Source organism: Janibacter sp. GS2 (assembly GCF_051200835.1).
Lineage (GTDB): Bacteria > Actinomycetota > Actinomycetes > Actinomycetales > Dermatophilaceae > Janibacter.
The window spans coordinates 348,692-371,501 of record NZ_CP195161.1; the positions used below are offsets into that span (position 1 = coordinate 348,692).

The window sequence follows — 22,810 nt, forward strand, 5'->3', positions numbered from 1 at the left end:
CGGTGGACTCAGGCGGTGGACACCTCGACGGTCGTGCGCACGGGCACGCCGTGGGTGAGGTTGTCCAGGACGGGGCAGTGCGCGGCCACGGCCTCCTCGAGGCGGCGGTAGTCGGCCTCGCTCTCCGGGCCGGAGAGACGGACCCCGAGCTCGATGCCCTGGAATCCGGGGCGCACCCCTTCCGCCGTGCCGAAGAACCCGGCGACGTCGATGTCGCCGCTCAGGTCGACGTCGACGCCCTCGAGCGTCAGGCCCAGGGTGTCCGCCCAGACCTGGTAGCTGATGACGGTGCACGAGGCGAGCGCGGCGAGGAGGTGCTCGATCGGGTTGGCGCCCTTGTCGGTGCCCCCGAGCGCGGCCGGCTCGTCGACGGTGAAGTCGAACTGCCGAGCGGTGATCGCGACCTCGGTGGCGCTCCCCCGGACGAGGGATCCCTGCACGGTGGTGGTCAGCTGGGTGCTCTTCGTGGCGGTCTGCGTCATGGACTGGCTCCTGTCAGAGGGGCTCTGGTGAACCCGCGCTTGGCGACGGCCGGTCGGCCGTGCCCAGGTCGTCACCCGGGGCACCCCACCGAGGGTGGAGGGTTGCCGCCCAGCAAGCCGGGGCTGTGCGCTGGGACTCATGACCTGCCCATAAGTAGACACGAGGTCATGCATAACGTCCAGTTATGTTTCAGTGGGTGGGACGGCGTCCTGCCGGAGGTCGACGGTGAAGAGCGGCAGGAAGAGCTGCGCCAGCGGGCCGATCGCGACCGCGTACAGGGCGGTGCCGAGCCCGACCGTCCCGCCGAGCAGCCACCCGACCGCGACGACGGTGACCTCGATGCCGGTACGCACCACCCGGATGGAGCGGCCGGTGACCCTGGCCAGGCCGGTCATCAGCCCGTCACGGGGGCCGGGACCGAACTGCGAGCCGATGTACATGCCCGTGGCCACGCCGTTGAGGACGACCCCACCCACGAGGAGCAGGACCCGCCAGGCGAGGTGGTCCGGTGCGTCGAGGATCGAGAGCACGAGGTCTGCAGAGGGTCCGATGAGCAGCGCATTGCCGATGGTGCCCAGACCGGGCTTCTGCCGCAACGGGATCCACGGGATGAGGACGAGCAGGGAGACGCCGACGACGATCGTGCCGAAGCTCAGGGGGACGTGCTGCGAGACACCGACGTGCAGGACGTCCCACGGGATGACGCCGAGGGTGGCGCGCAGGACCATGGCCATCGACGCCCCGTAGAGGAAGAGCCCGACGAGCAGCAGCGGCAGTCGGACGCCGAGGCGACCGGCACGCAGCTGGGCGAGCGGCCCGATGTCGGCGAGCTGGCGACCGCGGGGGGCTGATGTGCGGCCGGCGGGCGGCGCTGCCTTCGTCATGGGGTCACCATGGACCCGCAAGGCCCGGGGTGTCGACCTGCGGCCTCCGACCCAGCCAGCCACACTTCGTATGGTCAGTCGCCCTCGGTCTTCTTGCCGCGGGCGACGACCTCCCGGTCCGGGGCGTAGACGATGTCCGGGTCCTTGTCCGCGTAGTCGAACTGGTGGAGGAAGAAGCGCATCGCGTTGATCCGCCCGCGCTTCTTGTCATTGGACTTGATGACCATCCAGGGGGCGCGCTTGGTGTCGGTGCGCTCGAACATCGCCTCCTTCGCTGCGGTGTAGGCCTCCCACCGGTCGAGGCTCTTGAGGTCCATCGCGGAGAGCTTCCACCGGCGCACCGGGTCGATCTGGCGGATGGCGAAGCGGGTGCGCTGCTCCTGCTGGGTCACCGAGAACCACAGCTTGGTCACGTGCACCCCCGACTCGGCGAGCATCCGCTCCACCCGCGGCGCCTGGTCCATGAAGGTCTCGTACTCCTCGTCGGTGCAAAAGCCCATGACCCGCTCGACCCCGGCGCGGTTGTACCAGGAGCGGTCGAACAGCACGATCTCGCCGCTCGTGGGCAGGTGCTGGAGGTAGCGCTGGAAGTACCACTGCCCCTCCTCCTGCTCGCTCGGCCGGTTCAGCGCCACCACGCGCGCGCCGCGCGGGTTGAGGTGCTCGGTGAAGCGCTTGATCGTCCCGCCCTTGCCGGCGGCGTCCCGCCCCTCGAAGAGGATGACGAACTTCTGCCCGGTCTCCTGGGCCCAGTACTGGAACTTCAGCAGCTCGATCTGCAGCAGGTACTTCTCGACGTCGTAGTCCGCGCGCGTCATGAGCGCGTCGTAGGGGTAGTTCTCCCGCCAGGTCTCCACGGCCTTGCCGTCCGGCGCGATGAGCATCGGGTCGTCACCCTGGTCGTCGCGGACGGTGTAGCCCTCGTCGATGAGCTGGTCGATGTACGCGCGGAGGTTTTGCTGCATCGTCGATGGTATCCACTGGCAGGCTGGGCGCATGGCACGACGGACGAAGGGCGGTGGCGCCACCCCCGCGACCCGGTCTCTGACCGCGCAGGGGGTCGACTTCACGGAGCACCCCTACGAGCACGACCCTGCGGCGCAGTCCTACGGGCTCGAGGCGGCCGAGGCGATCGGCGTCCCGCCGGAGCGTGTCCTGAAGACCCTCCTCGCGCAGACCGACCTCCCGAGGGACCACGGCCTCGTCGTCGGGATCGTCCCCGTGACCGGAGAGCTCGACCTCAAGGCGCTCGCGGCCACCGTCGGCGCCAAGAGGGCGACGATGGCCGAGCCCGCACTGGCCGAGAGGACCACCGGCTACGTCGTCGGCGGCATCAGCCCCATCGGCCAGAAGCGCGCGCTCACCACCGTCCTCGACGAGTCGGCTCTCGGCCACGCGAGTGTCTACGTCAGCGGTGGGCGACGCGGCCTCGACCTGGAGCTCCTCCCGTCGGACCTCGTGCGGATCACCGGCGCTGTCGTGGCCGCCATCGCGAAGGGGACCTGACCCCCTTCGCGTGAGGTCAGAGCGCACCGCAGCCTCCAGCAGCCGGGACCCGGTGTCCCGTGGTGGCCGGGAAACCTGCGCCTGGCCGCGTCACAACCCGGTCAACGCGCGGCAGCCCCGGCGATACGGTCGCGATGGCCTAGCGGCGAAGGGGGAAGACGTCACCCACGCAGGCGACGGGCAGCTCGCCGCCGTAGACGTGCGGGAAGAGCTCGGTGCCCTCCTCGACGGGCGCACCCGGGACCGGCGGCTCGTGCCGCACGACGAGACCGTGGTCGGCGAGCGCCTGCTCGTCGAGGGTCAGCACGAGCAACGGCTCGGTGACGTCCGCGTAGAAGCGCTCGAGCACGGCGGCGAGCTGCTCCGCCGACCCACTGCAGTGCATGAAGCCGACCTCGACGATCTGGTGGTCCCGCGTGGACACCGGGTAGCTGCCGGTGATCTGCGCGTCCTGCCAGTCGGACTCGAGGGCGATGTGCTGGAGGCTCATGCGCACATCCTGCCTCGCCGATACCCTGCCCTCGTGGCCATGACTGCCCGGGAGGACCAGAACAGGCGCCTCCTTCGAGCGCGCGACGCGATGGACCGCGACTACGGGAGCCCGCTGGACATTCCTTCGCTCGCCCGGGTGGCGCTGATGTCGCCCGCTCACTTCTCCCGCCAGTTCACCGCGACCTTCGGCGAGACACCCCACCGCTACCTGCAGCGTCGGCGCATCGAGCGGGCGATGGCCCTGCTGCGCGACGACGACCGCAGCGTCACCGACGTGGCCATGGAGGTGGGCTACGACAGCTTGGGGACCTTCAGCCGGACCTTCCGGGAGATCACCGGGCGCACCCCGAGCGACATCCGCGACGATCCGCCGGTGGACGCGCCGGGATGCGTGGTGCGTCGCTGGTCGAGACCGAGCAGTTTCGGAGAAGCGCCCCCGGACCGGCCCTCCTAGATTGGCGTCATGCTCACCGCGATCTCACACCACTCCGTCTACGTCCTCGACCAGGAGGAGGCCCTCGCCTTCTACTGCGGCACGCTCGGCTTCGAGGTGACCAGCGATGTCGACCTCGGCTTCATGCGCTGGCTGACCATCGCCCTGCCCACCCAGCCGGACCGCCACATCATGCTCGAGGTCCCTGGCCCGCCGGTGGCCAGCGACGAGGTCGCCGCGCAGCTGCGCGACCTCGTGACCAAGGGCGCGCTCGGCGCCGCCGCGATCCTCACGACCGACGACTGCCGCGCCACCTACGAGGAGCTGCGGGCGAAGGGGGTCGAGTTCACCGAGGAGCCGACGCAGCGGCCCTACGGCATCGACTGCGCGTTGCGCGACCCTTTCGGCAACCACGTGCGGATCACCCAGCCGGCGCCCGGGCCCGTCACCGCCGACGACTTCGCCCGGGAGGACGCGGGCGGCTGACGACCTGCTCCACCCGACTTTCCCCTCCTTCGCACGAGTTTCTTACTCTTGCGAAGGAGGGGTTTATCGGGTGACCCGAGAATCCTGGGGCGGTGGGGCGTCACATCTTGATGCCGATGTACTTCGACTCGAGGAACTCGTCGATGCCGGTGAAGCCGCCCTCGCGACCGACGCCGGACTCCTTGATCCCGCCGAAGGGCGCGGCCGGGTTGGACACGACGCCCTGGTTGAGCCCGACCATGCCGGCCTCGAGGGCCTCGCTGACCCGCAGGCCACGGTTGAGGTCCTGGGTGAAGACGTAGGAGATCAGGCCGAAGGGGGTGTCGTTGGCCAGCGTGACCGCCTCCTCCTCGGTGTCGAACTCGCCGATCGCCGCGACCGGGCCGAAGATCTCCGCGCTCGCCATCTCGGCATCCGCGGGCACCCCGGTGAGGACCGTGGCCGGGTAGAAGTAGCCGTCCCGCTCGGCGGGGGCGCCACCGATCCGGGCGCTCGCCCCGCGACCGACGGCGTCCTTGACGAGCTCGTCGACCTTGTCGACCGCGGCCTGGTTGACCAGCGGACCGACGACGACGTCGTCCTCGACCCCGCGGCCCATGGCGAGAGCACCCATCCGCTCGGTGAGCCGCTGGGCGAACTCCTCGGCGACCGGACGCTGCACGAGGATCCGGTTGGCGGCCGTGCAGGCCTGGCCGATGTTGCGCATCTTCGCCAGCATCGCGCCCTCGACCGCGACGTCGAGGTCGGCGTCCTCGAAGACGAGGAAGGGGGCATTGCCACCGAGCTCCATGGAGGTGCGCATGACCGTCCGCGACGCGAGCTCGAGCAGGTGCTTGCCCACCGGGGTGGACCCGGTGAAGGAGATCTTGCGCGAGCGCGGGTCGAGGATGAGCGGGCTCATCACGTCGTCCGTCTTGCTCGTCGTCACGACGTTGACGACGCCCTCGGGCAGGCCGGCCCGCACGAGGATGTCGACGAGCGCGAGGGTCGACAGCGGCGTCTGCGAGGCGGGCTTGATGACCGAGGTGCACCCGGCCGCGAGGGCGGGACCGATCTTGCGCGTGCCCATCGCCATCGGGAAGTTCCAGGGCGTGATGAGGATGCACGGGCCCACCGGCTGCTTCGCCACGAGGAAGCGCGAGCCACCCGCGGGTGCGGTCATGTACCCGCCGTCGATGCGCACCGCCTCCTCGGCGAACCACCGGAAGAACTCGGCGGCATAGGCCACCTCGCCCTTCGCCTCGGCCAGGGGCTTGCCCATCTCGAGGGTCATGATCAGCGCGAGCCGGTCCCGCTCCTCCATGAGCAGGGCGTAGGCGCGGGAGAGGATCTCGCTGCGCTCCCGCGGCGCGGTCGCGGCCCAGGCCGGCTGCGCGGCGACGGCGGCATCGAGCGCGGCGGCGGCCTCGTCCGGATCGGCGTCGGCGACCTCGGTGAGGACGCGACCCGTCGACGGGTCGTCCACGGGCATCGTGGCGTTCGTCGTCACCCACGCGCCCCCGATGAAGAGGCCGGTGGGTACCGACTCGATGACCTCCCGCTCACGGGTGTCGTTCATCTGGGCGGACCCGCTCTGGGTGTTCTGCATCGGGGCATCTCCTTTTGTGCGTCAGCATCCTTGCCGTCCCTGCCATCCTAGAAGTATTGTCAACAATCAGACAACCAATTGGAGGTTCGCGATGACAGCACTGTCCCCCCTGCTCAAGCAGGCCACCCCCGTGACCGTCGACCACGCCCTCGGCTGCGAGGTCTTCGACTCCGACGGCGGCCGCCACCTCGACTTCACCGCCGGCATCGGCGTCGTGAGCACGGGGCACTGCCACCCGAAGGTCGTCGCCGCCGCCCAGGAGCAGGTCGGCAAGCTCATCCACGGGCAGTACACCACCGTGATGCACCAGCCGCTCCTCGAGCTGATCGGGAAGCTCTCGGGCGTCCTCCCGTCGCACCTGGACTCGCTCTTCTTCGCCAACTCCGGCAGCGAGGCCCTCGAGGCGTCGCTGCGCCTGAGCCGCCAGGCGACCGGCCGCCCGAATGTCATCGTCTTCCACGGCGGCTTCCACGGCCGGACCGTCGCGACCGCGACCATGACCACGTCCGGCACGCGCTTCTCGGCGGGCTTCTCGCCCCTCATGGGTGGGGTGCACGTCGCCCCCTTCCCCACCGCCTACCGCTACGGCTGGAGCGAGGAGGAGGCCACCGCCTTCGCCCTCAAGGAGCTCGACTACATCCTCGCGACGCTCACCTCGCCGCAGGAGACGGCCGCCTTCATCGTCGAGCCGGTCCTCGGCGAAGGGGGGTACATCCCCGGCAACACCGCCTTCTTCCAGGGGCTGCGCGAGCGTGCCGACAAGCACGGGATCCTCCTGGTCATGGACGAGGTCCAGACCGGTTTCGGGCGCACCGGCAAGATGTTCGGCCACCAGCACTTCGACGTGCGGCCCGACATCATCACGCTGGCGAAGGGGATCGCCTCCGGCTTCCCCATTTCCGGCATCGCCGCCTCCGAGGAGCTCATGGCCAAGGCCTGGCCCGGGTCGCAGGGTGGGACCTACGGCGGCAATGCCGTCGCCTGCGCCGCCGCCGTCGCCACCCTCGGGGTCATCGAGGAGGAGGGCCTCGTGGCCAACTCGGCCGAGCGCGGCACCCAGCTCCTGGCGGGCGCTCGGGCCGCAGCCATCGACGGCATCGGCGACGTGCGCGGACTCGGTCTGCTCGTCGGCAGCGAGTTCACGGCCGCCGACGGCACTCCGGACTCCGCGCGGGCCGCCAAGGCCCAGCAGACGGCCGCCCGGAAGGGGCTGCTGCTCCTCACCTGCGGCGCCCACATGAACGTCGTGCGCATGATCCCCCCGCTCGTCGTCACGGCCGAGCAGGTCGACGAGGCGCTGGGGATCTGGTCCGAGGTCCTGAAGGAGGTCTGATGATGGCGCGCCACATGACGATCACCCTGGAGACCCGCGGGGTGAGCTGCCGGGCCAGACTGCTCGACGACGAGGCACCGGCGACCTGCGATGCCGTGTGGGACGCGCTGCCCTCGGGCGGCGACGCCTTCCACGCGAAGTACGCCCGCAACGAGGTCTACACGCTCATCCCCCGGATCACCGCGGCCCCGCGACGGGAGAACCCGACGATCACGCCCATCCCGGGCGACGTGTGCCTCTTCGACTTCGAGCCCTGGGAGATCGGCAACCCGGCCTACGGCTACGAGCCGGGGTCGACCGCCCACGCCGACCAGGGCGCGACCGACCTCGCGATCTTCTACGGCCGCAACAACCTGCTCATCAACGGCGACATGGGCTGGGTGCCCGGCTCGGTCTTCGCGGCGATCGAGGAGGGCCTGCCGCAGATGGCCGCCGCGTGCAACGACCTGTGGCGCCACGGGTTCGCCGGTGAGCGGCTGACCTTCGCCCGGGCCTGACCCGCCACCCGTCCGGTCCGTCAGATCCCGGTGTTCCCGGGGATCTGACGGATCTGACAGGGGTGGTCGTTTCGCCGTCGCCCCGGGGTCTGACGTCGTCCGACGGCGCGAATTCGTGCGCAGCACTGCCGGACGCCCGCACCGACTCGGCAGCGTGGTCCCCGAGCTCGACGACGAGGTCGGGCCGGACCCGGAAGGACCGCACGATGCGCACCATGATGAACCGCACAGCGACCGCCCTCGGACTGCTGGCGCTCACCGCCGGCACCAGCCTCGCCACCGCCACCCCCGCCCAGGCGGCAGACCGCGACGGCACGTGCCAGAGCGGCGAGTTCTGCTACAACTACAACTCCGACCTCGAGGGCTCTTGGTCCGACTTCAGGTCCTCCGTGGGCAACTACGGCACCAGCCAGCCCGAGTGCTACGAGTTCAAGGGCGGGGGCGCCGGCAAGGGCAAGTGCATCAAGAACGACGCCGGCGGCTTCTGGAACCGATCGGGCAAGAAGGTCACGATCTACTACAACAGCGGCCACGCCGGGAAGTCGGTCACGGTGAACCCCGGCGCCAAGGGCAAGCTGCCCTCGGCCGTCTACAACAACAACGCCTCCCACAAGATCGGCGGCGGCTCGACCCCCTCCGGCGGCTGGGCCTCGCCGGTCCCCTCCTCCGCGGTCATCACCGCCCGGGTGAACTACCCCAGCGGCGGGTACCACGGCGCCGTCGACTACTCGGGATTCAACGGGAAGTTCACCTCAGCCTGCACCGGCACCGTGGACGAGGTGAACATCGACCCGACCTACGCCAACAGGAACGCCTACGGCGTCTCCGGCTCGACGAACTACCTCTGGGTCAACTGCGGCGGGGGCATCCGCATGGGCTACGCCCACTTCTACGAGAAGGACCGCCCCGCGGCGCTGAAGAAGGGCGCCACGGTCAAGGCCGGTCAGGACCTGATCGCGGTCGGCAACCAGGGCAACTCCAGCGGTCAGCACCTGCACTTCGAGGTCCGTCGCAACGGCTCGAAGATCGACGGGCACGACTTCCTCCAGAGCAAGGGCGTCAAGGGCCTGCCCAACGAGTGACCGCGAGTCACTCCCCGCACCGTGGTGCCGGGCACGTCCCGGCACCACGGCCCCCTGCTCCACGGAAGGACCGACCATGAGCACCACCCACAACACCGACCTCGACCGCCGCAGCCTCCTGCGCATCGCCGGCACGGGCGCCCTCGGCGCGACCGCGCTCGCCGTCGCCGGACCGGGCCTGTCGAGCGCACACGCGGCCGCGCGGATCATCCCGCGCACGCAATGGGGATTCAACGGATGGCAGGCGGGCGGACCGCCGGCGCTGCCCACGGGCGACATCACCCACTTCGTCGTCCACTACCACGGCGCGACGGGAGCCAACGTCAACGGGCCGGGCGTCCCACGCAGGATCCACGCCGACCACAAGGCCGCGGACGCCAACAACTCCGGCATCCTCTACAACTTCGTCATCACCCAGGACGGGGCGATCTACCGGGCGCGCGGCTACGAGTTCAAGTCCGGCGCGACGAAGGGGGCCAACGACTTCTCCATCGGCGTCCAGATCCACATCCACGGCAGCACCAAGCCCAGCTCGGCGGCCCTGTCCTCCCTCGAGTGGCTCTACCGGCACTCCCACCAGGCACTCGACTCGACACAGGCGCTGCAGATCACCGGGCACGGGGACCACAAGGCGACCGCCTGCCCCGGCGGGCCGCTCGGGCAGTGGGTCGACGGCCGTGGCCAGGAGCTCCACCGCGAGATGGCCGAGGAGCTCGGCGACGGGGGCGGCTCCCAGCCGCCGCCCTTCCCGGGGGCCGACGCCTTCCGACTCGGCCAGAGCCACCCGGCGGTCGAGACCCTCGATCAGGGCCTCATCGCCAAGGGCTACACCCAGCACCACGACGGTGACGGCTACCAGGCCGGGACGACCTTCTCGACGTACACCCGCCGAAACGTCCGGGACTTCCAGCAGGCCCAGGGCTGGAGCGGCGCGGATGCCGACGGCTACCCGGGGCCCGAGACCTGGAGGCGCCTCGTGTCCTGACGTCGTTCGACCACGGCGGACCGGTTCCGGCAGGCGGGGGAACCGGTCCGCCGTTACCCTTCCGAGGGGGCGGGATGCACCGCCCGGACCCACGTGCGGACTCGGAGGAGGAGAGCGGTGCCCGGCGACACCCACGCCAGGTCGATGGCCATCCAGGGCTTCGTCGACCGTCTGACCCAGGTCCGCGACGAGGCCGGGCGGCCCTCCTTCCGCGAGATGGCCAAGCGGTCCGGCGCAATCTCGCACGCGACGCTCCATGACGCCCTCCAGGGCGCGCGAATGCCCTCCTGGGAGACCACGGTCGAGTTCGCCACGGCCTGCGGCACGGACCCGGAGGTGTTGCGCGCGGACTGGGAACAGGCCGCGGCGATCGTCCGCGCGAACACCGAGGGCTGTGCCGCGGAGCCGCCGGACGAGACCGAGCCCCCGGCCGACGGGGACACCCCCGCGTCGCCGGCCCCCGCACCGCGGAAGCCGGTCCTGGGCATCGGACTCGGGGTGACCGCGGTCGCCGTGGTCGCCCTCGTCGGCGCCTTCCTGGTGACCCGCGAGACGCCGTCGAGCGAGGCCGACAGCTCGACCCGGGTGACCGGCGAGGCCGCCGAGGCCTACACCAGCGCCCCGGACGCCCCGAGCACGACGACCGGCCCGAAGGGATGCCCCGCCAACGTCGACGTCCGCCCGGGGACGAAGACCCTCGTCCCCGGTGACGCCAGCGAGTTCGCGGGCGATGTCACGATCGCGGACTGCAGCACCCAGGAACGCGGCCGCTCGGTCGTCAAGACCTGGGCCTTCGCCAACACCGGGACCGTCGAGTGGACGGACCGCTTCCTCCACCGCATCAACGTCCACGAGGGCTCGCCCGGCTGCAGGGCCCCCGAGCGCGTGGCCATCCCCGACACGGAGCCCGGGGAGACGGTCGAGGTGTCGGTGACCATCGCGACCCCCGACGCGAAGGCGACCTGCTTCGGTCGGTGGATGCAGACGGACGGCGACGGGAACTTCACCTTCCCGGAGCAGCGGCCGTATTACTACACCTTCAAGGTCACGTAGGACCTGCCCGCGGGCTCCGGCGACCGGGGTCCTCCGCCCTCGTGGAGCGGGCCAGGCGAAACAGCAGGCCGGAGCGCACCTGGGGCCACTCGGTGGCGGTGATCGAGTAGACGCAGGTGTCGCGCAGGGCCCCGTCCGAGGTTCGCTGGTGGGCACGCAGCACGCCGTCGAGCCTGGCCCCGAGGTACTCGATCGCGGCCCGGGACCGGTGGTTCATCCAGTGCGTCCGAAACTCCACGACAGGACAGCCGAGGGTGTCGAAGGCGTGCCCGAGCAGCAACAGCTTGGACTCGGCATTGCTCCCCGACCCCCGGGCGGAGGCGCGATTCCACGTGGAGCCGATCTCGACGCGGGGCACGGACACGTCGATGTTCATGTAGGTCGTCATCCCCAGCAGCAGTCCGTCGCTGGTCCGCCGGGTGGCGAAGGGGAGCATGCTGCCGGCCTCCTGCAGGGCCAGGCGACGGTCGATCTCGGCCGTCATCCCCTCCGGCGTCGGGACCGAGGTGTACCAGAGGTTCCACAGCTGCCCGTCGCGCACGGCATCGACCAGGCCATCGGCATGGCCCCGGGTCAGCGGCTCGAGGGTGACGACGCTGCCACGCAGGACGAGCGGGGAGAGACCTGGCATGACTCGTCGCCGCGGCGTCAGCCGAGCAACCACTCCACGAAGCGCGCCACCGCGAGGACGAGGTCGTCCGAGTGGCGCGGGCCGACGATCTGCAGACCGACGGGCAGTCCCGCCGCGGTGCGACCGATCGGGATGCTGATCGCCGGCTGCTGCGTCATGTTGAAGGGGTAGGTGAAGGGGGTCCACTCCGCCCAGTGCGTCATCCCGCTCCCCGGCGGCACGTCGTGCCCGGCCTCGAAGGCCGGGATCGGCATCGTCGGCGTGATGAGCACATTGTGCTCTTCGTGGAAGGCGCCCATCGTGATGCCGAGCGCTGCGGCCACGGCGCGTGCCTCGAAGACCTCGACGCCGCTCGCCGCCTCGCCCACGTCCCAGGCCTCCCCCAAGCCGGGGTCGATGGTCTCGCGCGCACCGGGCATCGTCCGCAGGAGGGTCGCCGCGCTGGCACCCCACAGGAGTTTGAAGGGCTCGAGCGGGTCCTCGAAGCCGGGGTCGACGGCCGTGACCGGCAGCCCCGCGGCATCGATCCGCTTCACGACGTCGTCGCAGATGCGCCCGACCTCCTCGTCGACCTGCACGTAGCCGAGCGTCTTGGAGTAGGCCACCGGCAGCCCGGTGACCTCACGGTTGTACTCGCCCCGGAAGGTCAGGCGCGGCGGGGCGAGCGCGGTCGGGTCGCGGTGGTCGGGTAGCGAGATGATGTCCATGAGCAACGCCGCGTCCTCGACGGTGCGCGTCATCGGCCCAGCATGCGCCAGCGGGCCGAAGGGGCTGGCCGGGAACATCGGGACCCGGCCGTGGGTCGGCTTGAAGCCGACGATCCCGCAGAAGGACGCGGGGATGCGCACGCTGCCACCGGCATCGGTGCCCACGCAGACCGGCCCCATCCCGGCGGCGACCGCGGCCGAGGCCCCGCCCGAGGAACCACCAGCGGTCGTGCGGGGGTCCACGGGGTTGCGAGTGATGCCGGTCAGTGGCGAGTCCGTAACTCCCTTCCACGCGATCTCGGGGGTCGCGTTCTTGCCGACGAAGACCATCCCGTCCTCACGCAGCCGGGCGACGACCGGGGCGTCGACCTCCCACGGCTGGTCCGGGTCGATCGCCTTGGAGCCGCGACGGGTGGGCCAGCCCTTGGTGAGGAAGATGTCCTTGATCGAGGTCGGGACACCGTCGAGCAGCCCCTGCGGGTGGTCGGCCTGCCAGCGCGCCTCGGACTCGCGCGCCTGCACCAGCGCGCTCTCCCGGTCGACGAGGCAGTAGGCGTTCAGCTCGCCGTCGACCTCCTCGATCCGGTCGATGACCGCGTTGGTCGCCTCGACGGGAGAGAGCTCGTGGGCGCGGTAGGCGGCGACGAGCTCGACGGCGGTCATCTCGGTGGGGTTCATCATCAGCTCCCGGTGGTGGGCACGTAGCCCAGTGACTTGTCGACGACGTTGTCCAGCGGTCGGCCATCGGCCCACCGCACGAAGTTCTCGGCGAAGAGCGTGACGAGGGCGTCGCGCCAGCCGATGAAGTCCCCCGAGTTGTGCGGGGTGATCATGACACCGGGCAGGGTCCACAGCGGGTGGTCCTGCGGTAGGGGCTCCACGTCGACGACGTCGAGCGCGGCACCGGCGATCGCACCGTCGCGAAGGGCGGACACCAGGTCGTCGGTGACGACCAGCTCGCCCCGGCCCACGTTGATGAAGCGGGCGTGGGCGGGCATGGCCGCGAAGGCATCGGCGGCGAACATCCCCTTCGTCGAGTCGGTGAGGGGGGCGATGGCGACGACCCAGTCGGCCCGGCCGAGCGCCTCCGGCAGGCCGGCGGTGTCGGTCACGGTGCCGAAGTCGGCGTCGTCGGTGCGCTCCCTTCGCCCCGAGCCGCTGACCTCGAGGCCGGCGGCCCGCAACAGCCGGGCGATGGCCCGTCCGATCGGTCCGGTACCGACGACGAGGGCCCGAGTCCCGGCCACCCGCTCGGACTCACGGTGCTGCCAGCGGCGCTCGTCCTGCAGCCGGAGGGAGCCGGGCAGGTCCTTGGCGAAGGACAGGACCTGACCCAGGACGTACTCGGCGATCGCGGAGTCGAAGACACCGCGGGAGTTGGTGACGACGACCTCGCTCTCGCGCACCTGCGGGGAGAGCAGAGCGTCGACTCCTGCCGCGGCGACGTGCACCCACTGCACCGAGCCGGCGGCGTGCCAGGCCTCGGCGATCGCCGTGCTGAGGAAGTCGTACGCGAAGACGACGTCGGCACCCTCCAGCGCGTCGGCGAGCCCGGCGGCCTCGGTGTAGCGGATCTCGGCGCGTTCGGCCACGGGCGCAAGTGCCTGCGGCGAGGGGCGGTCCGCGCCATGGAGGACGACGACGACTGGCGTGCTCGACATGTTGACAACCTAAGAGCGTGCTCCCTAGATTGTCAACAATCCGGCAATCTTCCGACGGTGGTGAAAGTGAGGCCCGCGTGGAGCTGACCGACGTGGAGTTCGAGGGCCCGCTCGCCCAGCGGGGGATCGGCATCATCGCGCCCTTCGACCTGGCCCTCGAGCGCGAGCTGTGGCGCTGGGCTCCCCTCGAGGTGAGCTTCCACCTGGCGCGCACTCCCTTCGAACCGGTGCGGGTGAGCCTCGAGCAGGCCGAGCTCGTCTCGGAGCACCACGCGTTGCAGGCCGCGACCCGCGATGTCCTCGGGGTCGACCCCGAGGTCGTGGCCTACCTGTGCACCTCCGGCAGCTTCGTCCACGGCGTCGCCCACGAGGAGACCCTGCGGCAGACGATCCTCGACGCCGGTGCGCCGGACGCGGTGACGACCTCCGGGGCACTCGCCGAGGCCGTGCGGGCGCTGGGCCTGGCTCGCATCTCGGTGATGACCCCCTACGACGCCCCGCTGACCGAGCGGCTCGGCGACTTCCTCGGCGAGCTCGACGTCGAGGTCCTGCGCTCGCACCACCTCGGGCTCGGCGGCGGCATCTGGCGGGTCAACTACCGCACGGTGGCGGAGCTGATCCTCGCTGCCGACGACCCGCAGGCCGAGGCGATCTTCGTCTCCTGCACCAACCTGCCCACCTACGACATCATCGCCCCGCTCGAGCGCGAGCTCGGCAAGCCGATCCTCACCGCCAACCAGCTCACCGTCTGGGCCTGCCTGGGCCGCATGGGGCTGCCGATGGTCGGGCCCGGACGCTGGCTGCAGGGCGTCTTCCAGGAGGACCCATGAGCCCGACCATCGGGATGATCTACCCCGACCACGCCGCCGAGGACGAGTACCCCGTGGCGGCGGCCCTGCTCGGCGTCGAGCTGCCCGTCGCACACATCTATGGCACCGACCTGCACGCGGTGCCCGAGCTGCTCGACCTCGGCAGCCCGGAGAAGCTCGCGGCCGGCGCCGCCCAGCTGCAGGAGCACGACCCCGACGCGGTCGTGTGGGCGTGCACCTCCGGCAGCTTCGTCTACGGACCGAAGGGGGCGAGGGAGCAGGTCGCCGCCCTGGCGCGGGTCGCCGCGGTCCCCGCGTCGAGCACCAGTGAGGCCTTCGTCTCCGCGCTGGCCCACCTCGGGGTCACCCGGGTCGCCGTGGCGGCGAGCTACCCGCAGGACGTCGCGACACTCTTCGTCGACTATCTCGCTGCTGCCGGCGCGAGCGTCGTGGCGATGTCGAGCTCGGGGATCGACACCGCCGCCGAGGTGGGGACCCTCGCTCCCGACCAGGTGATCGCGCTCGCGGTCGCCAACGACCACCCCGAGGCGCAGGCCCTGCTCATCCCCGACACGGCGATGCACACCTTGGGAGTCGTACCCGAGCTGGAGGCCCGCCTGGGCAAGCCGGTGCTCACCGCCAACCAGGTGACGATCTGGCAGGGGCTGCGGCTGGCGGGGGTCGCCCGATCGGCCCCGCAGCTCGGAGCGCTCTTTCGGGAGAGGCCGGCTGATGACCCTCGATGACCTCAAACCGGTCAAGCGGCGCTCGACGGTCGAGTTCATCGCCGAGGAGCTGCGCCAGGCGATCATGTCCGGTTCGCTCGAGCCGGGTGACCAGCTCGGGGAGGCCGACCTCGCCGAGCACTTCGCGGTCTCCCGGGGCCCGCTGCGCGAGGCGATGCAACGCCTCGTCTCCGAGGGCGTGCTGTGCGCGATCGCCAACCGCGGCGTCTTCGTCAACGAGCTGACCCTCGACGACGTCCGGGACGTCTACCGCACCCGCTCGGTCATCGAGCGGGGTGCGGTCGAGATCAGCCTCAGGGGTCGGCGCGAGGAGCTGCACCAGGCCGTCCGCAGTGCCGTGGACCAGATGCGCACGGCGGCCCGCCGCGGTGACGGGCCGGCCGTCTCCGACGCCGACCAGGCCTTCCACGAGGCGCTCGTCGAGTGCTCGGGCAGCCCCCGGCTCATCCGCGCGATGCGCACGCTGCTCGTGGAGACGCGGATGTGCCTCGGCGAGCTGCGCACGACCTACCCCGACCTCGACACCCAGGTCCACGAACACGAGGCCCTCGCCGAGGCCTTCCTCACCGAGTCCCCCGCGAAGGCCAAGGCCATGCTGCTCGCCCACCTCGACGACGCGGTCGACCGGCTCGTCACGAAACGCAACGAGCCGCTCAACTGATCACCGGGGCGCGGACGGAGGAGACGGGGGTGGCCCGACTCACCCCTGAGGGCTACCGCGCAGACGGATGCGGGGGGCCCTTGGGCTCCGCAAGCTCCACCCTGAGTTGGGCCACCCCCGCATCCGCCTGCGCTGCGCACGGGTCAGGGGATGAAGATCTCCACGCCCTCGAGCTGCGCGTGGTTGGCCATCGCGATGACCCGACCGGTCTCGCGCGGGGCGATGCCCATGCCCTTCCACTCGCCGAGCATGACCGCGACCTTCGAGCGCATCTCCGTCTTGAGGCGGGTGAAGGAGTCCTGCGGGTCGGAACCCACCTGGCCCTGAAGGAGCCACCAGGCCCACGCCGCGGCACCGGCGTTGGCGACGAAGTCGGGGATCACCGGGATCCCGCTGGAGGTGAGCATCGCCTCGGCCTCGGGGGTGGTCGCGGAGTTGGCTGCCTCGACGACGACCCGGGCCGCGATCTCCGAGGCATTCTCCTCGCGGATCGCGTAGGAGATCGCCGCCGGCACGAAGATGTCGGCCGGGAGCGAGAGGATCGCCTCGCGGGGCAGCTGCTGGACGTCGCCGGGGACCTTCGTCCGGTCGATCTCGCCGAAGGCGTCACGCAGGTCGAGCAGGGCGGGCACGTCCAGGCCCTGCGGGCAGTACAGCGTCCCTGCGGCGTCGCCCATCGCGACGACCCGCACCCCGGCCTCGTGGAGGTACCAGGCGGCGCCGCCGCCCATGGTGCCCACGCCCTGGATCGAGACCGAGGTCTCGCCCTGGGCCCACCCGAGGGAGTCGGCCACGCCGAGGCAGGCCTCTGCGACGCCGTAACCACCGATGATCTCGCCGAGCTCCAGGCCGTCGTCGGTGAGCGTGCCGAGTCCGTCACGCACCCGGTGCAGGGTCTCCTCCGGGGTGGCCGAGCGGCTGATGGCCGCGTGGTAGGACTGTCCGAGACCGAGGGTCGCGAAGACCTCGTCGATCCGCGACTGCGCCACGCCCAGGTCCTCGGCCGTCACCCAGTGACCATCGAGCCAGGGCAGCATCGCCGAGCAGAAGCGCTCCAGGACACCGACCGCACGGGGGTCGCGGGGATCGAAGTCGATCCCTCCCTTCGCCCCACCGACCGGCAGGCCGAAGACCGACGTCTTCGTGGCCATGCCGCGCGCGAGGTCGCCCACCTCGGAGATCGTGCACCCGGGACGCATCCGCGTCCCACCGGTGGCCAGCCCGCCGACCAGGGTGTGCACGACGAGGTAGCCGGAGGCGCCCGTGACCGGATCGGTCCAGGTGACCTCATGGGCCGGAGAGGCATCGAGGAAGTTGGTGACCACTTCCTGCCCGATGGGCCCCTGGGCCTCATCCGTCGAGTCCCAACGTCCGCTGTGCATGATCGTCACGCAAAACCACCTCTTCCATTCCGGTCCGTCCTCCCAGAGTGGGCCCGGCCACTCGGGAGCGTCTAGTTACGGAAGATGCACGGTGATGTGCAGTTCCACTGCACGATCTGCGGAGCGCTCTAGGCTGGGCAGATGGAACTGTCGCTGCGCCGACTGCAGATGCTGCGGGAGCTGCACCTTCGCGGCACGGTCACGGCCGTCGCCGCCGCACTGCACTACAGCCCGTCGGGGGTTTCCCAGCAGCTCGCGCAGCTCGAGCGGGAGGTCGGGGTCCAGCTCGTCGAGCGGCACGGTCGGCGGGTGCAGCTCACCGACCTCGGCCTGCTCCTCTTCGACCACGCCGAGGAGATCCTCGGCTCTGTGGAGCGGGCCACGACGGCGCTCGAGCAGGCCCAGGACGGGATCACCGCACGGCTGACGGTCGGGGTGTGGGCGTCGGTCGCCTCCGGCCTGCTCCCTCCGGCTCTCGCGGCGCTGGCCGTCGACCACCCCGGGGTGCGGGTGCACACGAGCGAGCTCGCGCCGGAGGCCACGGCTGCCGCCGTGCGCGACGGGAAGCTCGACGTCTCCTTCGTCATCGACTACTCGAACTACCCGATGGACTGGGACCCGACCCTCACCCGCACGGTCGTCGCCGTGGAGCGGCTGCACGCGGCCGTCCCCACGGGAAGCCACCCGAGCGAGACGATCTCCCTCCTCGAGCTCGCCGACTACCCGTGGATCCTCGCCGGGGCCCGCTCGCACTTCGGCAAGGCCGTGCGCATCGCCTGCCACCGCAGCGGCTTCGAGCCGCGCATCGCCCACACCGTCGAGGAGCAGCCGACCGCCCTCGCGCTCGTCGGCGGGGGGCTCGGGGTCACCCTCGTCTCCGACCTCGCCCTGTCGCTGCTGCCCCCGGGCGTGGACATCATCGCCCTCGACGAGCCGGTGATGCGCACCGTCTCGACGGCGCACCGGTCCACCTCGACACCGCGGGGGTCGATCGACCTCTTCATCCAGGCGGTGCGCACGGCGGCGGCGGAGCAGGGACTGGGGGCGAGCTCGTCACTCCCCCTGGCGGACGTCGACTGACGGCGCCGGTGGCGCGGTCGCCAGGACGACCACGCCGGTGACGACCTGCCAGAGCACGACCGCGTTGACGGCGATCCGCTCGTAGAGCCCGAAGTGCGCGCTCCCCCAGACCGCGAGGACGCTCCCGAGGATCGAGACCGCTGCGCACACGCCGGTGAAGGTCGCGAGCGCAGGGTGTCTGCGCGAGAAGGCGATCGCGATGGCCAGGAGCAGGATGCCCCCGCCGACCACCGCGAGGAGGGCCCCGATCCCGTGCATCGTCGCGCGCACCCCGACGGTGGCGGTCGGGAAGACCCCGACGACGATCAGCCCGAGCACGTAGGCGACGACGAGCGGAAGGACGACCCATCGCCCGCGCCGGGGGACGAAGGGAGCGAGCAGCAGCCCCGCGAGAGCAGCCCGGACGCCGGAGCCGATGAAGGTCGCGTTCATCACCGCGGACCGCGTGGAGGTGACCTGCTCCCCCGCCCAGGAGCGGGTCTCGGGCACGCCGAGCTCGCTGATCGCGTCCACGCTCCACCGGTAGGGCCGCCCCTCCCAGCCGGCGGCCGCCCACGCCTCCCCGAGGAAGTAGACGGCCGACAGCACGAGGAGCAGACCGCCGAGGCGGTAGCGGATCAGCGCTCCTCGCCCTCGGCGGACGGCTCGTCTGGGTCCCTGCTCGACCCCTGCTCGGCGACGAGGTCCACTCCGGCGGCCAGGCCGGAGCGCACCTTCGCCACGACGTCGTGGCCGCGGCCCCCGGTGACCCGGTCGACCTCGTCCTCGGCGCGACCGAGCCAGCCGTGCGCCTGATCCCGGTGCTCGCGCGCGAAGCCACCCACCGTGGTCACGGCCTCCTGCGCGAGCTGCGAGGCCGCAGCACCGGCCTTCGCCAGGCGCGCATCGAGATCGAGGTCCTCGATGGCCCGGCGGGCATCCCGCTTGTGGTCACTCATGCTCCGGCTCCCTTCGTCGGCAGGTGTTCGTCGAACCAGCGGATGACCCGCTCGGTGACCTCGTCCCGGACGGTGTCGTTGAGCAGTTCGTGCCGGCCCTGCGGGTAGAGCTCGAGGGTGACGTCCTGCACCCCGCCCTGCGTGAAGGCCTCGGCGACACCGCGCACTCCCGCCCCGTTGCCCCCGACGGGGTCGCGGTCACCCGAGATGACCAGGAGCGGCAGGTCACGGGGCACCCGGGCGGCGAGCGACGGGAGTGAGTTGACCCCACCGAGCAGGTCGGCGAAGAAGCCGGCGGTGAAGACCTCGCCGCAGCGTGGGTCGTCGACGTACCTGGCCACCTCCTCGGGGTCCCGGGAGAGCCAGTCGAAGTCGGTGTCTGCGGGGGTGAACCCCTTGTTGAAGGAGCCGAAGGTCAGGGAGTTCATCAGCCTCGAGGTGGCCCGGCGGCCGCGCAGGCGGGACTCGACCCTGGCGATGATCTCACCGGCCCGCCCCAACAGGCCCTGGTCGCCGCCCGTCCCGCTGAAGACCGCGCCGGCGAGGTCCTGTCCGTAGCGGGTGACGTAGTCGCGGCCGAGGAGGGAGCCCATCGAGTGCCCGAAGAAGAAGAGCGGAAGGCCGGGGTGGGCCTGCTGTGCCGCGAGCGAGACGGTGTGGATGTCCTCGACGACGGTGTCCCACCCGTGCTCGTCGACGAAGTAGCCGCGCTCCGCGGGCGCGCTCGAGGTCTCGCCGTGGCCGCGGTGGTCGTGGATCCAGACGGCGTACCCGGCGCCGGTGAGCGCCCGCGCGAAGCGCTCGTAGCGGCCGGAGTGCTCGGCCATGCCGTGGGCCAGCTGGACCACCCCCTTCGCCTCCCCCTCGGGCAGCCAGGTGCGGACGAAGAGGTCGACCCCGTCCTGCGGGGACGGGAGGGTGGTCGTGTCGGCGCGCATGGGCGACAGCCTATCGACGTGGGTCCTCAGGGGACCTTCAGTCGACGGTGCGATAATCCCGGCGCAGACCTGCCGACCCCCGACCCGAGGGATCCATGAGCAAGAAGAAGCCCACGTCATCCTCCGCCCGCAAGGACAAGCTCGCCGAGGCCCGCAAGGCACAGCAGGCGACCGAGCGGCGCCGGACCTTCCTCCTCGTCGGAGCGGCCGGCCTGGTCATCGCCTTCATCATCGGCGCGGTCGGGTGGGCGGTCCTCAGCGAGCGCGACGAGCGTCAGGCCGCCAGCAAGCTGGGTGACGTCCAGGAGTACGACTACGAGGGCCAGAAGCACACGAGCGGCAAGATCGACTACAAGGAGTCGCCGCCGGTCGGGGGTGAGCACAACAACGCGTGGCTCAACTGCGGTGTCTACGACGAGGTCGTGCCCAACGAGCACGCCGTCCACTCGCTCGAGCACGGCGCCGTCTGGGTCACCTACGAGCCGGACCTGGCGAAGTCCGAGGTGGAGACGCTCGAGGAGGACCTCCCCGACACCTACACCGTGCTCTCCCCCTACGAGGGCACGATGGACGCCCCGATCGTCCTCAGCGCCTGGAACCAGCAGCTCGAGGTCGACTCGGCCGACGACCCGCGGATCAAGGGCTTCATCAAGGAGTACCGCCAGGGGCCGCAGACGCCCGAGCCGGGTGCAGCCTGCACGGGCGGTGTCACGCCCGAGACGAGCCTCGTCAAGTGAGCCCCAAGGTCGTCCTCGCCGCGCTCGTCGCGCTGGCCCTCGGCCTCGTCGCGGGCCTGGCACTGGGCCGCGTCGGGGGCGGGGACGACGCGCCCGGGGACCGCAGCGTGGCTGCGGGCTTCGCCAGGGACATGCAGACCCACCACGACCAGGCCGTCGAGATGTCGTGGATCGTCTACGACCGCACCGACGACGAGCAGGTCCGCACGCTGGCCTACGACATCGCCCGCACGCAGTCCCACCAGTCCGGTCAGATGGCCGGCTGGCTGCAGCTGTGGGGGCTCTCCCCGACGGGCCCCGGCCAGCAGATGGACTGGATGAAGGGCCTGGGCCACGGACACGAGGGCGAGGCGGGCTCCATGCTCACCGAGGACGGACGCATGCCGGGGATGGCCTCCTCGGACCAGCTGGACAAGCTGCGGGGCCTGCGCGCGGAGGAGGCGGAGGTCTACTTCCTCCAGCTGATGATCCGTCACCACGAGGCCGGCGTCCCGATGGCTGAGGCGGCGCGCGACTCCTCGGGCCAGGACGCGGTCGAGACGCTCGCATCCTCGATCATCAGGTCCCAGACCGCAGAGGCCGAGACGATGACGGAGATGCTCGAGGAACGCGACGCCACGCCGCTCGAGTGAACCCGCCCGCTGGCACAGGAGTGAGGGCGGTTGCGGCCGACGTCTGCGAACCACGGCAGGATGGAGCCATGGACTTCGGCATCGAGACGATCAGAGCGGCCGCGCAGCGGATCGAGGGCCGGGTACGTCGGACCCCCCTGCTGACCTCCCCCACCCTCGACGAGCTCGTCGGAGCGAGGGTGCTCGTCAAGGCCGAGTCGCTGCAGGTCACCGGGTCCTTCAAGCTCCGCGGGGCGCTCAACGCCCTGCTGTGCCTCGACGACGCGCGGCGGGAGTCCGGGGTCGTCGCCTTCTCCACCGGTAACCACGGGCAGGCGGTGGCCGCGGCCGCGACGATGACCGGCTCGCGGGCGACGATCGTCATGCCCGCCGATGCGCCCCGGGTCAAGGTCGACGGTTGCCGGTGGTGGGGCGCGGAGGTCGTCTTCTACGACCCGGCCACGCAGGACCGCGAGGAGGTCGGCGCCCGCCTCATCGAGGAGCGCGGCGCGACGCTCGTCCATCCCTTCGACGACGTGCAGGTCATGTCGGGCCAGGGCACGGTCGGTCTGGAGGTCGTCGACCAGCTGGAGGAAGGGGGGATCACCCCGGACGCCGTCGTCACCCCCTGCAGTGGGGGTGGGTTGTCCTCCGGGGTCGTCGAGGCGGTGACGACGACGCATCCGCGGGTCGCCCCCTTCGTCGTGGAGCGGGAGGGTTACGCCAAGATGGCGCACTCCCTGGCCTCGGGCCGGGTGGAGCGCGTGCCGGTCGTCGCCGGGGTCTTCCTCGACGCGATCGGTGCTCCCAATGTCGGTCGCCACACCCTCGCCGCCCTCTCCCGGCGCGACGTCACGCCGCTGACGGTCAGCGACGACGACGCCAGGACCGCCATGCGCGAGGCCTTCCGCACCCTCAAGCTCGTGCTGGAGCCCGGCGGGTCGGCCGGGCTGGCCGCCGTTCTCGCACAACCGGATCGCTTCGCCGGGCAGACCGTGGTCGTGGTCGCCTCCGGCGGCAATGTGGACCCCTCGGTCTATGCCGGGGTGCTGACGCCCTGAGTGCGAGTGGCCACGGGGCACGTGCC

General features: G+C 71.1%; 27 protein-coding genes and 1 riboswitch. Of the genes, 15 read left to right on the forward strand and 12 right to left on the reverse strand.

The genetic code is table 11. From position 1 onward, the window contains the following. Positions 1–8 precede the first annotated feature (8 nt). From ACR9E9_RS01680 to ppk2, 3 genes are all read right to left on the reverse strand, one after another. Complete coding sequence (locus ACR9E9_RS01680) at positions 9–482, reverse strand: OsmC family protein (RefSeq protein ID WP_435201045.1); 474 nt, start codon at positions 480–482, stop codon at positions 9–11. 30 nt (positions 483–512) lie between these two features. Continuing rightward, positions 513–627: riboswitch (SAM riboswitch) on the reverse strand. A 38-nt stretch (positions 628–665) separates the two neighbouring features. Further along, the gene (locus ACR9E9_RS01685; protein WP_435201047.1) at positions 666–1,367 is read right to left on the reverse strand and encodes a YczE/YyaS/YitT family protein; all 702 of its coding nucleotides are present in this window, start codon (positions 1,365–1,367) and stop codon (positions 666–668) included. Between the two features lie 74 nt (positions 1,368–1,441). Beyond that, positions 1,442–2,332 carry a polyphosphate kinase 2 gene (gene ppk2 / locus ACR9E9_RS01690; RefSeq protein WP_435201048.1) on the reverse strand — a complete coding sequence of 297 codons (891 nt, stop codon included), beginning with the start codon at positions 2,330–2,332 and terminating at the stop codon, positions 1,442–1,444. 31 nt (positions 2,333–2,363) lie between these two features. On the opposite strand from ppk2, the gene ybaK reads away from it, so the two are divergent. Then, positions 2,364–2,873: a Cys-tRNA(Pro) deacylase gene (gene ybaK / locus ACR9E9_RS01695; RefSeq protein ID WP_435201050.1), complete on the forward strand. Its 510-nt coding sequence runs from the start codon at positions 2,364–2,366 to the stop codon at positions 2,871–2,873. 139 nt (positions 2,874–3,012) lie between these two features. On the opposite strand, the gene ACR9E9_RS01700 is transcribed toward ybaK, so the two are convergent. Beyond that, positions 3,013–3,363, reverse strand: a complete 351-nt coding sequence (locus ACR9E9_RS01700) for a DUF952 domain-containing protein (RefSeq protein ID WP_435201052.1) — start codon at positions 3,361–3,363, stop codon at positions 3,013–3,015. A gap of 39 nt (positions 3,364–3,402) precedes the next feature. On the opposite strand from ACR9E9_RS01700, the gene ACR9E9_RS01705 reads away from it, so the two are divergent. Both ACR9E9_RS01705 and ACR9E9_RS01710 read left to right on the forward strand, forming a co-directional pair. Beyond that, positions 3,403–3,819, forward strand: a complete 417-nt coding sequence (locus ACR9E9_RS01705; RefSeq protein WP_435203551.1) for a helix-turn-helix transcriptional regulator — start codon at positions 3,403–3,405, stop codon at positions 3,817–3,819. Between the two features lie 9 nt (positions 3,820–3,828). Then, positions 3,829–4,284 (forward strand): VOC family protein, encoded by a 456-nt coding sequence (locus ACR9E9_RS01710; RefSeq protein WP_435201054.1) that lies wholly within the window; start codon positions 3,829–3,831, stop codon positions 4,282–4,284. 100 nt (positions 4,285–4,384) lie between these two features. Here ACR9E9_RS01710 and ACR9E9_RS01715 read toward each other — a convergent pair whose 3' ends face one another. Continuing rightward, positions 4,385–5,872, reverse strand: a complete 1,488-nt coding sequence (locus ACR9E9_RS01715) for an NAD-dependent succinate-semialdehyde dehydrogenase (RefSeq protein ID WP_435201056.1) — start codon at positions 5,870–5,872, stop codon at positions 4,385–4,387. Between the two features lie 91 nt (positions 5,873–5,963). Here ACR9E9_RS01715 and ACR9E9_RS01720 point away from each other — a divergent pair, with 91 nt between their 5' ends. The 5 genes from ACR9E9_RS01720 to ACR9E9_RS01740 all read left to right on the forward strand — a co-directional run bounded on the left by ACR9E9_RS01720 (position 5,964) and on the right by ACR9E9_RS01740 (position 10,822). After that, on the forward strand, positions 5,964–7,205 hold the full coding sequence (locus ACR9E9_RS01720) for an aspartate aminotransferase family protein (RefSeq protein ID WP_435201058.1): 1,242 nt from the start codon (positions 5,964–5,966) through the stop codon (positions 7,203–7,205). After that, positions 7,205–7,702 carry a DUF3830 family protein gene (locus ACR9E9_RS01725; protein WP_435201060.1) on the forward strand — a complete coding sequence of 166 codons (498 nt, stop codon included), beginning with the start codon at positions 7,205–7,207 and terminating at the stop codon, positions 7,700–7,702. Before ACR9E9_RS01720 ends, ACR9E9_RS01725 begins: the two co-directional genes overlap by 1 nt. Positions 7,703–7,917: 215 nt before the next feature. After that, on the forward strand, positions 7,918–8,784 hold the full coding sequence (locus ACR9E9_RS01730) for a peptidoglycan DD-metalloendopeptidase family protein (RefSeq protein ID WP_435201062.1): 867 nt from the start codon (positions 7,918–7,920) through the stop codon (positions 8,782–8,784). 76 nt (positions 8,785–8,860) lie between these two features. Further along, positions 8,861–9,769, forward strand: a complete 909-nt coding sequence (locus ACR9E9_RS01735) for a peptidoglycan-binding protein (protein WP_435201064.1) — start codon at positions 8,861–8,863, stop codon at positions 9,767–9,769. 117 nt (positions 9,770–9,886) lie between these two features. Then, complete coding sequence (locus ACR9E9_RS01740; protein WP_435201066.1) at positions 9,887–10,822, forward strand: NBR1-Ig-like domain-containing protein; 936 nt, start codon at positions 9,887–9,889, stop codon at positions 10,820–10,822. Here the strand turns inward: ACR9E9_RS01740 and ACR9E9_RS01745 are convergent. From ACR9E9_RS01745 to ACR9E9_RS01755, 3 genes are read right to left on the reverse strand one after another with little or no spacing between them, the layout of a single operon-like run. Then, positions 10,815–11,453: a GNAT family N-acetyltransferase gene (locus tag ACR9E9_RS01745; RefSeq protein ID WP_435201068.1), complete on the reverse strand. Its 639-nt coding sequence runs from the start codon at positions 11,451–11,453 to the stop codon at positions 10,815–10,817. The genes ACR9E9_RS01740 and ACR9E9_RS01745 overlap by 8 nt on opposite strands. Before the next feature lie 17 nt (positions 11,454–11,470). Beyond that, positions 11,471–12,838 carry an amidase gene (locus tag ACR9E9_RS01750; protein WP_435201070.1) on the reverse strand — a complete coding sequence of 456 codons (1,368 nt, stop codon included), beginning with the start codon at positions 12,836–12,838 and terminating at the stop codon, positions 11,471–11,473. Between the two features lie 2 nt (positions 12,839–12,840). After that, the gene (locus tag ACR9E9_RS01755; RefSeq protein WP_435201072.1) at positions 12,841–13,821 is read right to left on the reverse strand and encodes a D-2-hydroxyacid dehydrogenase; all 981 of its coding nucleotides are present in this window, start codon (positions 13,819–13,821) and stop codon (positions 12,841–12,843) included. 77 nt (positions 13,822–13,898) lie between these two features. Between ACR9E9_RS01755 and ACR9E9_RS01760 the strand changes: the two genes are divergently transcribed. Genes ACR9E9_RS01760 through ACR9E9_RS01770 form a run of 3 tightly spaced genes read left to right on the forward strand, consistent with a single transcriptional unit; the run spans position 13,899 to position 16,037 of the window. Then, positions 13,899–14,651: a maleate cis-trans isomerase family protein gene (locus ACR9E9_RS01760; RefSeq protein ID WP_435201074.1), complete on the forward strand. Its 753-nt coding sequence runs from the start codon at positions 13,899–13,901 to the stop codon at positions 14,649–14,651. After that, positions 14,648–15,376, forward strand: a complete 729-nt coding sequence (locus ACR9E9_RS01765; RefSeq protein ID WP_435201076.1) for a maleate cis-trans isomerase family protein — start codon at positions 14,648–14,650, stop codon at positions 15,374–15,376. The genes ACR9E9_RS01760 and ACR9E9_RS01765 overlap by 4 nt, the downstream gene beginning before the upstream one ends. Continuing rightward, a complete protein-coding gene (locus tag ACR9E9_RS01770; RefSeq protein WP_435201078.1) occupies positions 15,363–16,037 on the forward strand; it encodes a GntR family transcriptional regulator in 675 nt (224 codons plus the stop codon). The genes ACR9E9_RS01765 and ACR9E9_RS01770 overlap by 14 nt, the downstream gene beginning before the upstream one ends. Positions 16,038–16,180: 143 nt before the next feature. Here the strand turns inward: ACR9E9_RS01770 and ACR9E9_RS01775 are convergent, their stop codons facing one another. Beyond that, positions 16,181–17,419, reverse strand: coding sequence for a Glu/Leu/Phe/Val family dehydrogenase (locus ACR9E9_RS01775; RefSeq protein ID WP_435203553.1), 1,239 nt, complete (start codon positions 17,417–17,419; stop codon positions 16,181–16,183). Positions 17,420–17,560: 141 nt separating this feature from the next. Here ACR9E9_RS01775 and ACR9E9_RS01780 point away from each other — a divergent pair, with 141 nt between their 5' ends. Next, on the forward strand, positions 17,561–18,499 hold the full coding sequence (locus tag ACR9E9_RS01780) for a LysR family transcriptional regulator (protein ID WP_435201080.1): 939 nt from the start codon (positions 17,561–17,563) through the stop codon (positions 18,497–18,499). On the opposite strand, the gene ACR9E9_RS01785 is transcribed toward ACR9E9_RS01780, so the two are convergent. Genes ACR9E9_RS01785 through ACR9E9_RS01795 form a run of 3 tightly spaced genes read right to left on the reverse strand, consistent with a single transcriptional unit; the run spans position 18,473 to position 20,375 of the window. Further along, positions 18,473–19,087: a DUF998 domain-containing protein gene (locus tag ACR9E9_RS01785; RefSeq protein ID WP_435201082.1), complete on the reverse strand. Its 615-nt coding sequence runs from the start codon at positions 19,085–19,087 to the stop codon at positions 18,473–18,475. The genes ACR9E9_RS01780 and ACR9E9_RS01785 overlap by 27 nt on opposite strands. A 29-nt stretch (positions 19,088–19,116) precedes the next feature. Then, the gene (locus tag ACR9E9_RS01790; protein ID WP_435201084.1) at positions 19,117–19,437 is read right to left on the reverse strand and encodes a hypothetical protein; all 321 of its coding nucleotides are present in this window, start codon (positions 19,435–19,437) and stop codon (positions 19,117–19,119) included. After that, positions 19,434–20,375 (reverse strand): alpha/beta hydrolase, encoded by a 942-nt coding sequence (locus tag ACR9E9_RS01795; protein ID WP_435201086.1) that lies wholly within the window; start codon positions 20,373–20,375, stop codon positions 19,434–19,436. Before ACR9E9_RS01795 ends, ACR9E9_RS01790 begins: the two co-directional genes overlap by 4 nt. Before the next feature lie 95 nt (positions 20,376–20,470). Here ACR9E9_RS01795 and ACR9E9_RS01800 point away from each other — a divergent pair, with 95 nt between their 5' ends. The 3 genes from ACR9E9_RS01800 to ACR9E9_RS01810 all read left to right on the forward strand — a co-directional run bounded on the left by ACR9E9_RS01800 (position 20,471) and on the right by ACR9E9_RS01810 (position 22,784). After that, the gene (locus ACR9E9_RS01800) at positions 20,471–21,112 is read left to right on the forward strand and encodes a DUF3105 domain-containing protein (RefSeq protein ID WP_435201088.1); all 642 of its coding nucleotides are present in this window, start codon (positions 20,471–20,473) and stop codon (positions 21,110–21,112) included. Then, positions 21,109–21,744 carry a DUF305 domain-containing protein gene (locus ACR9E9_RS01805; RefSeq protein WP_435201090.1) on the forward strand — a complete coding sequence of 212 codons (636 nt, stop codon included), beginning with the start codon at positions 21,109–21,111 and terminating at the stop codon, positions 21,742–21,744. Before ACR9E9_RS01800 ends, ACR9E9_RS01805 begins: the two co-directional genes overlap by 4 nt. Before the next feature lie 68 nt (positions 21,745–21,812). Then, entirely contained in the window at positions 21,813–22,784 is a 972-nt protein-coding gene (locus ACR9E9_RS01810) for a threonine ammonia-lyase (RefSeq protein WP_435201092.1), read from the forward strand. Positions 22,785–22,810: the final 26 nt, after the last annotated feature.

What these genes read in the sequence shown, in the direction of transcription:
- ACR9E9_RS01780 (WP_435201080.1), top strand. Translation starts at nt 17,561, where the DNA reads ATGGAACTGTCGCTGCGCCGACTGCAGATGCTGCGGGAGCTGCACCTT.
- ACR9E9_RS01795 (WP_435201086.1), bottom strand. Translation starts at nt 20,375, where the DNA reads ATGCGCGCCGACACGACCACCCTCCCGTCCCCGCAGGACGGGGTCGAC.
- ACR9E9_RS01685 (WP_435201047.1), bottom strand. Translation starts at nt 1,367, where the DNA reads ATGACGAAGGCAGCGCCGCCCGCCGGCCGCACATCAGCCCCCCGCGGT.
- ybaK (WP_435201050.1), top strand. Translation starts at nt 2,364, where the DNA reads ATGGCACGACGGACGAAGGGCGGTGGCGCCACCCCCGCGACCCGGTCT.
- ACR9E9_RS01770 (WP_435201078.1), top strand. Translation starts at nt 15,363, where the DNA reads ATGACCCTCGATGACCTCAAACCGGTCAAGCGGCGCTCGACGGTCGAG.
- ACR9E9_RS01790 (WP_435201084.1), bottom strand. Translation starts at nt 19,437, where the DNA reads ATGAGTGACCACAAGCGGGATGCCCGCCGGGCCATCGAGGACCTCGAT.
- ACR9E9_RS01710 (WP_435201054.1), top strand. Translation starts at nt 3,829, where the DNA reads ATGCTCACCGCGATCTCACACCACTCCGTCTACGTCCTCGACCAGGAG.
- ACR9E9_RS01755 (WP_435201072.1), bottom strand. Translation starts at nt 13,821, where the DNA reads ATGTCGAGCACGCCAGTCGTCGTCGTCCTCCATGGCGCGGACCGCCCC.
- ACR9E9_RS01735 (WP_435201064.1), top strand. Translation starts at nt 8,861, where the DNA reads ATGAGCACCACCCACAACACCGACCTCGACCGCCGCAGCCTCCTGCGC.
- ppk2 (WP_435201048.1), bottom strand. Translation starts at nt 2,332, where the DNA reads ATGCAGCAAAACCTCCGCGCGTACATCGACCAGCTCATCGACGAGGGC.
- ACR9E9_RS01730 (WP_435201062.1), top strand. Translation starts at nt 7,918, where the DNA reads ATGATGAACCGCACAGCGACCGCCCTCGGACTGCTGGCGCTCACCGCC.
- ACR9E9_RS01750 (WP_435201070.1), bottom strand. Translation starts at nt 12,838, where the DNA reads ATGAACCCCACCGAGATGACCGCCGTCGAGCTCGTCGCCGCCTACCGC.
- ACR9E9_RS01745 (WP_435201068.1), bottom strand. Translation starts at nt 11,453, where the DNA reads ATGCCAGGTCTCTCCCCGCTCGTCCTGCGTGGCAGCGTCGTCACCCTC.
- ACR9E9_RS01775 (WP_435203553.1), bottom strand. Translation starts at nt 17,419, where the DNA reads ATGCACAGCGGACGTTGGGACTCGACGGATGAGGCCCAGGGGCCCATC.
- ACR9E9_RS01725 (WP_435201060.1), top strand. Translation starts at nt 7,205, where the DNA reads ATGATGGCGCGCCACATGACGATCACCCTGGAGACCCGCGGGGTGAGC.
- ACR9E9_RS01800 (WP_435201088.1), top strand. Translation starts at nt 20,471, where the DNA reads ATGAGCAAGAAGAAGCCCACGTCATCCTCCGCCCGCAAGGACAAGCTC.
- ACR9E9_RS01810 (WP_435201092.1), top strand. Translation starts at nt 21,813, where the DNA reads ATGGACTTCGGCATCGAGACGATCAGAGCGGCCGCGCAGCGGATCGAG.
- ACR9E9_RS01715 (WP_435201056.1), bottom strand. Translation starts at nt 5,872, where the DNA reads ATGCAGAACACCCAGAGCGGGTCCGCCCAGATGAACGACACCCGTGAG.
- ACR9E9_RS01720 (WP_435201058.1), top strand. Translation starts at nt 5,964, where the DNA reads ATGACAGCACTGTCCCCCCTGCTCAAGCAGGCCACCCCCGTGACCGTC.
- ACR9E9_RS01765 (WP_435201076.1), top strand. Translation starts at nt 14,648, where the DNA reads ATGAGCCCGACCATCGGGATGATCTACCCCGACCACGCCGCCGAGGAC.
- ACR9E9_RS01680 (WP_435201045.1), bottom strand. Translation starts at nt 482, where the DNA reads ATGACGCAGACCGCCACGAAGAGCACCCAGCTGACCACCACCGTGCAG.
- ACR9E9_RS01705 (WP_435203551.1), top strand. Translation starts at nt 3,403, where the DNA reads ATGACTGCCCGGGAGGACCAGAACAGGCGCCTCCTTCGAGCGCGCGAC.
- ACR9E9_RS01700 (WP_435201052.1), bottom strand. Translation starts at nt 3,363, where the DNA reads ATGAGCCTCCAGCACATCGCCCTCGAGTCCGACTGGCAGGACGCGCAG.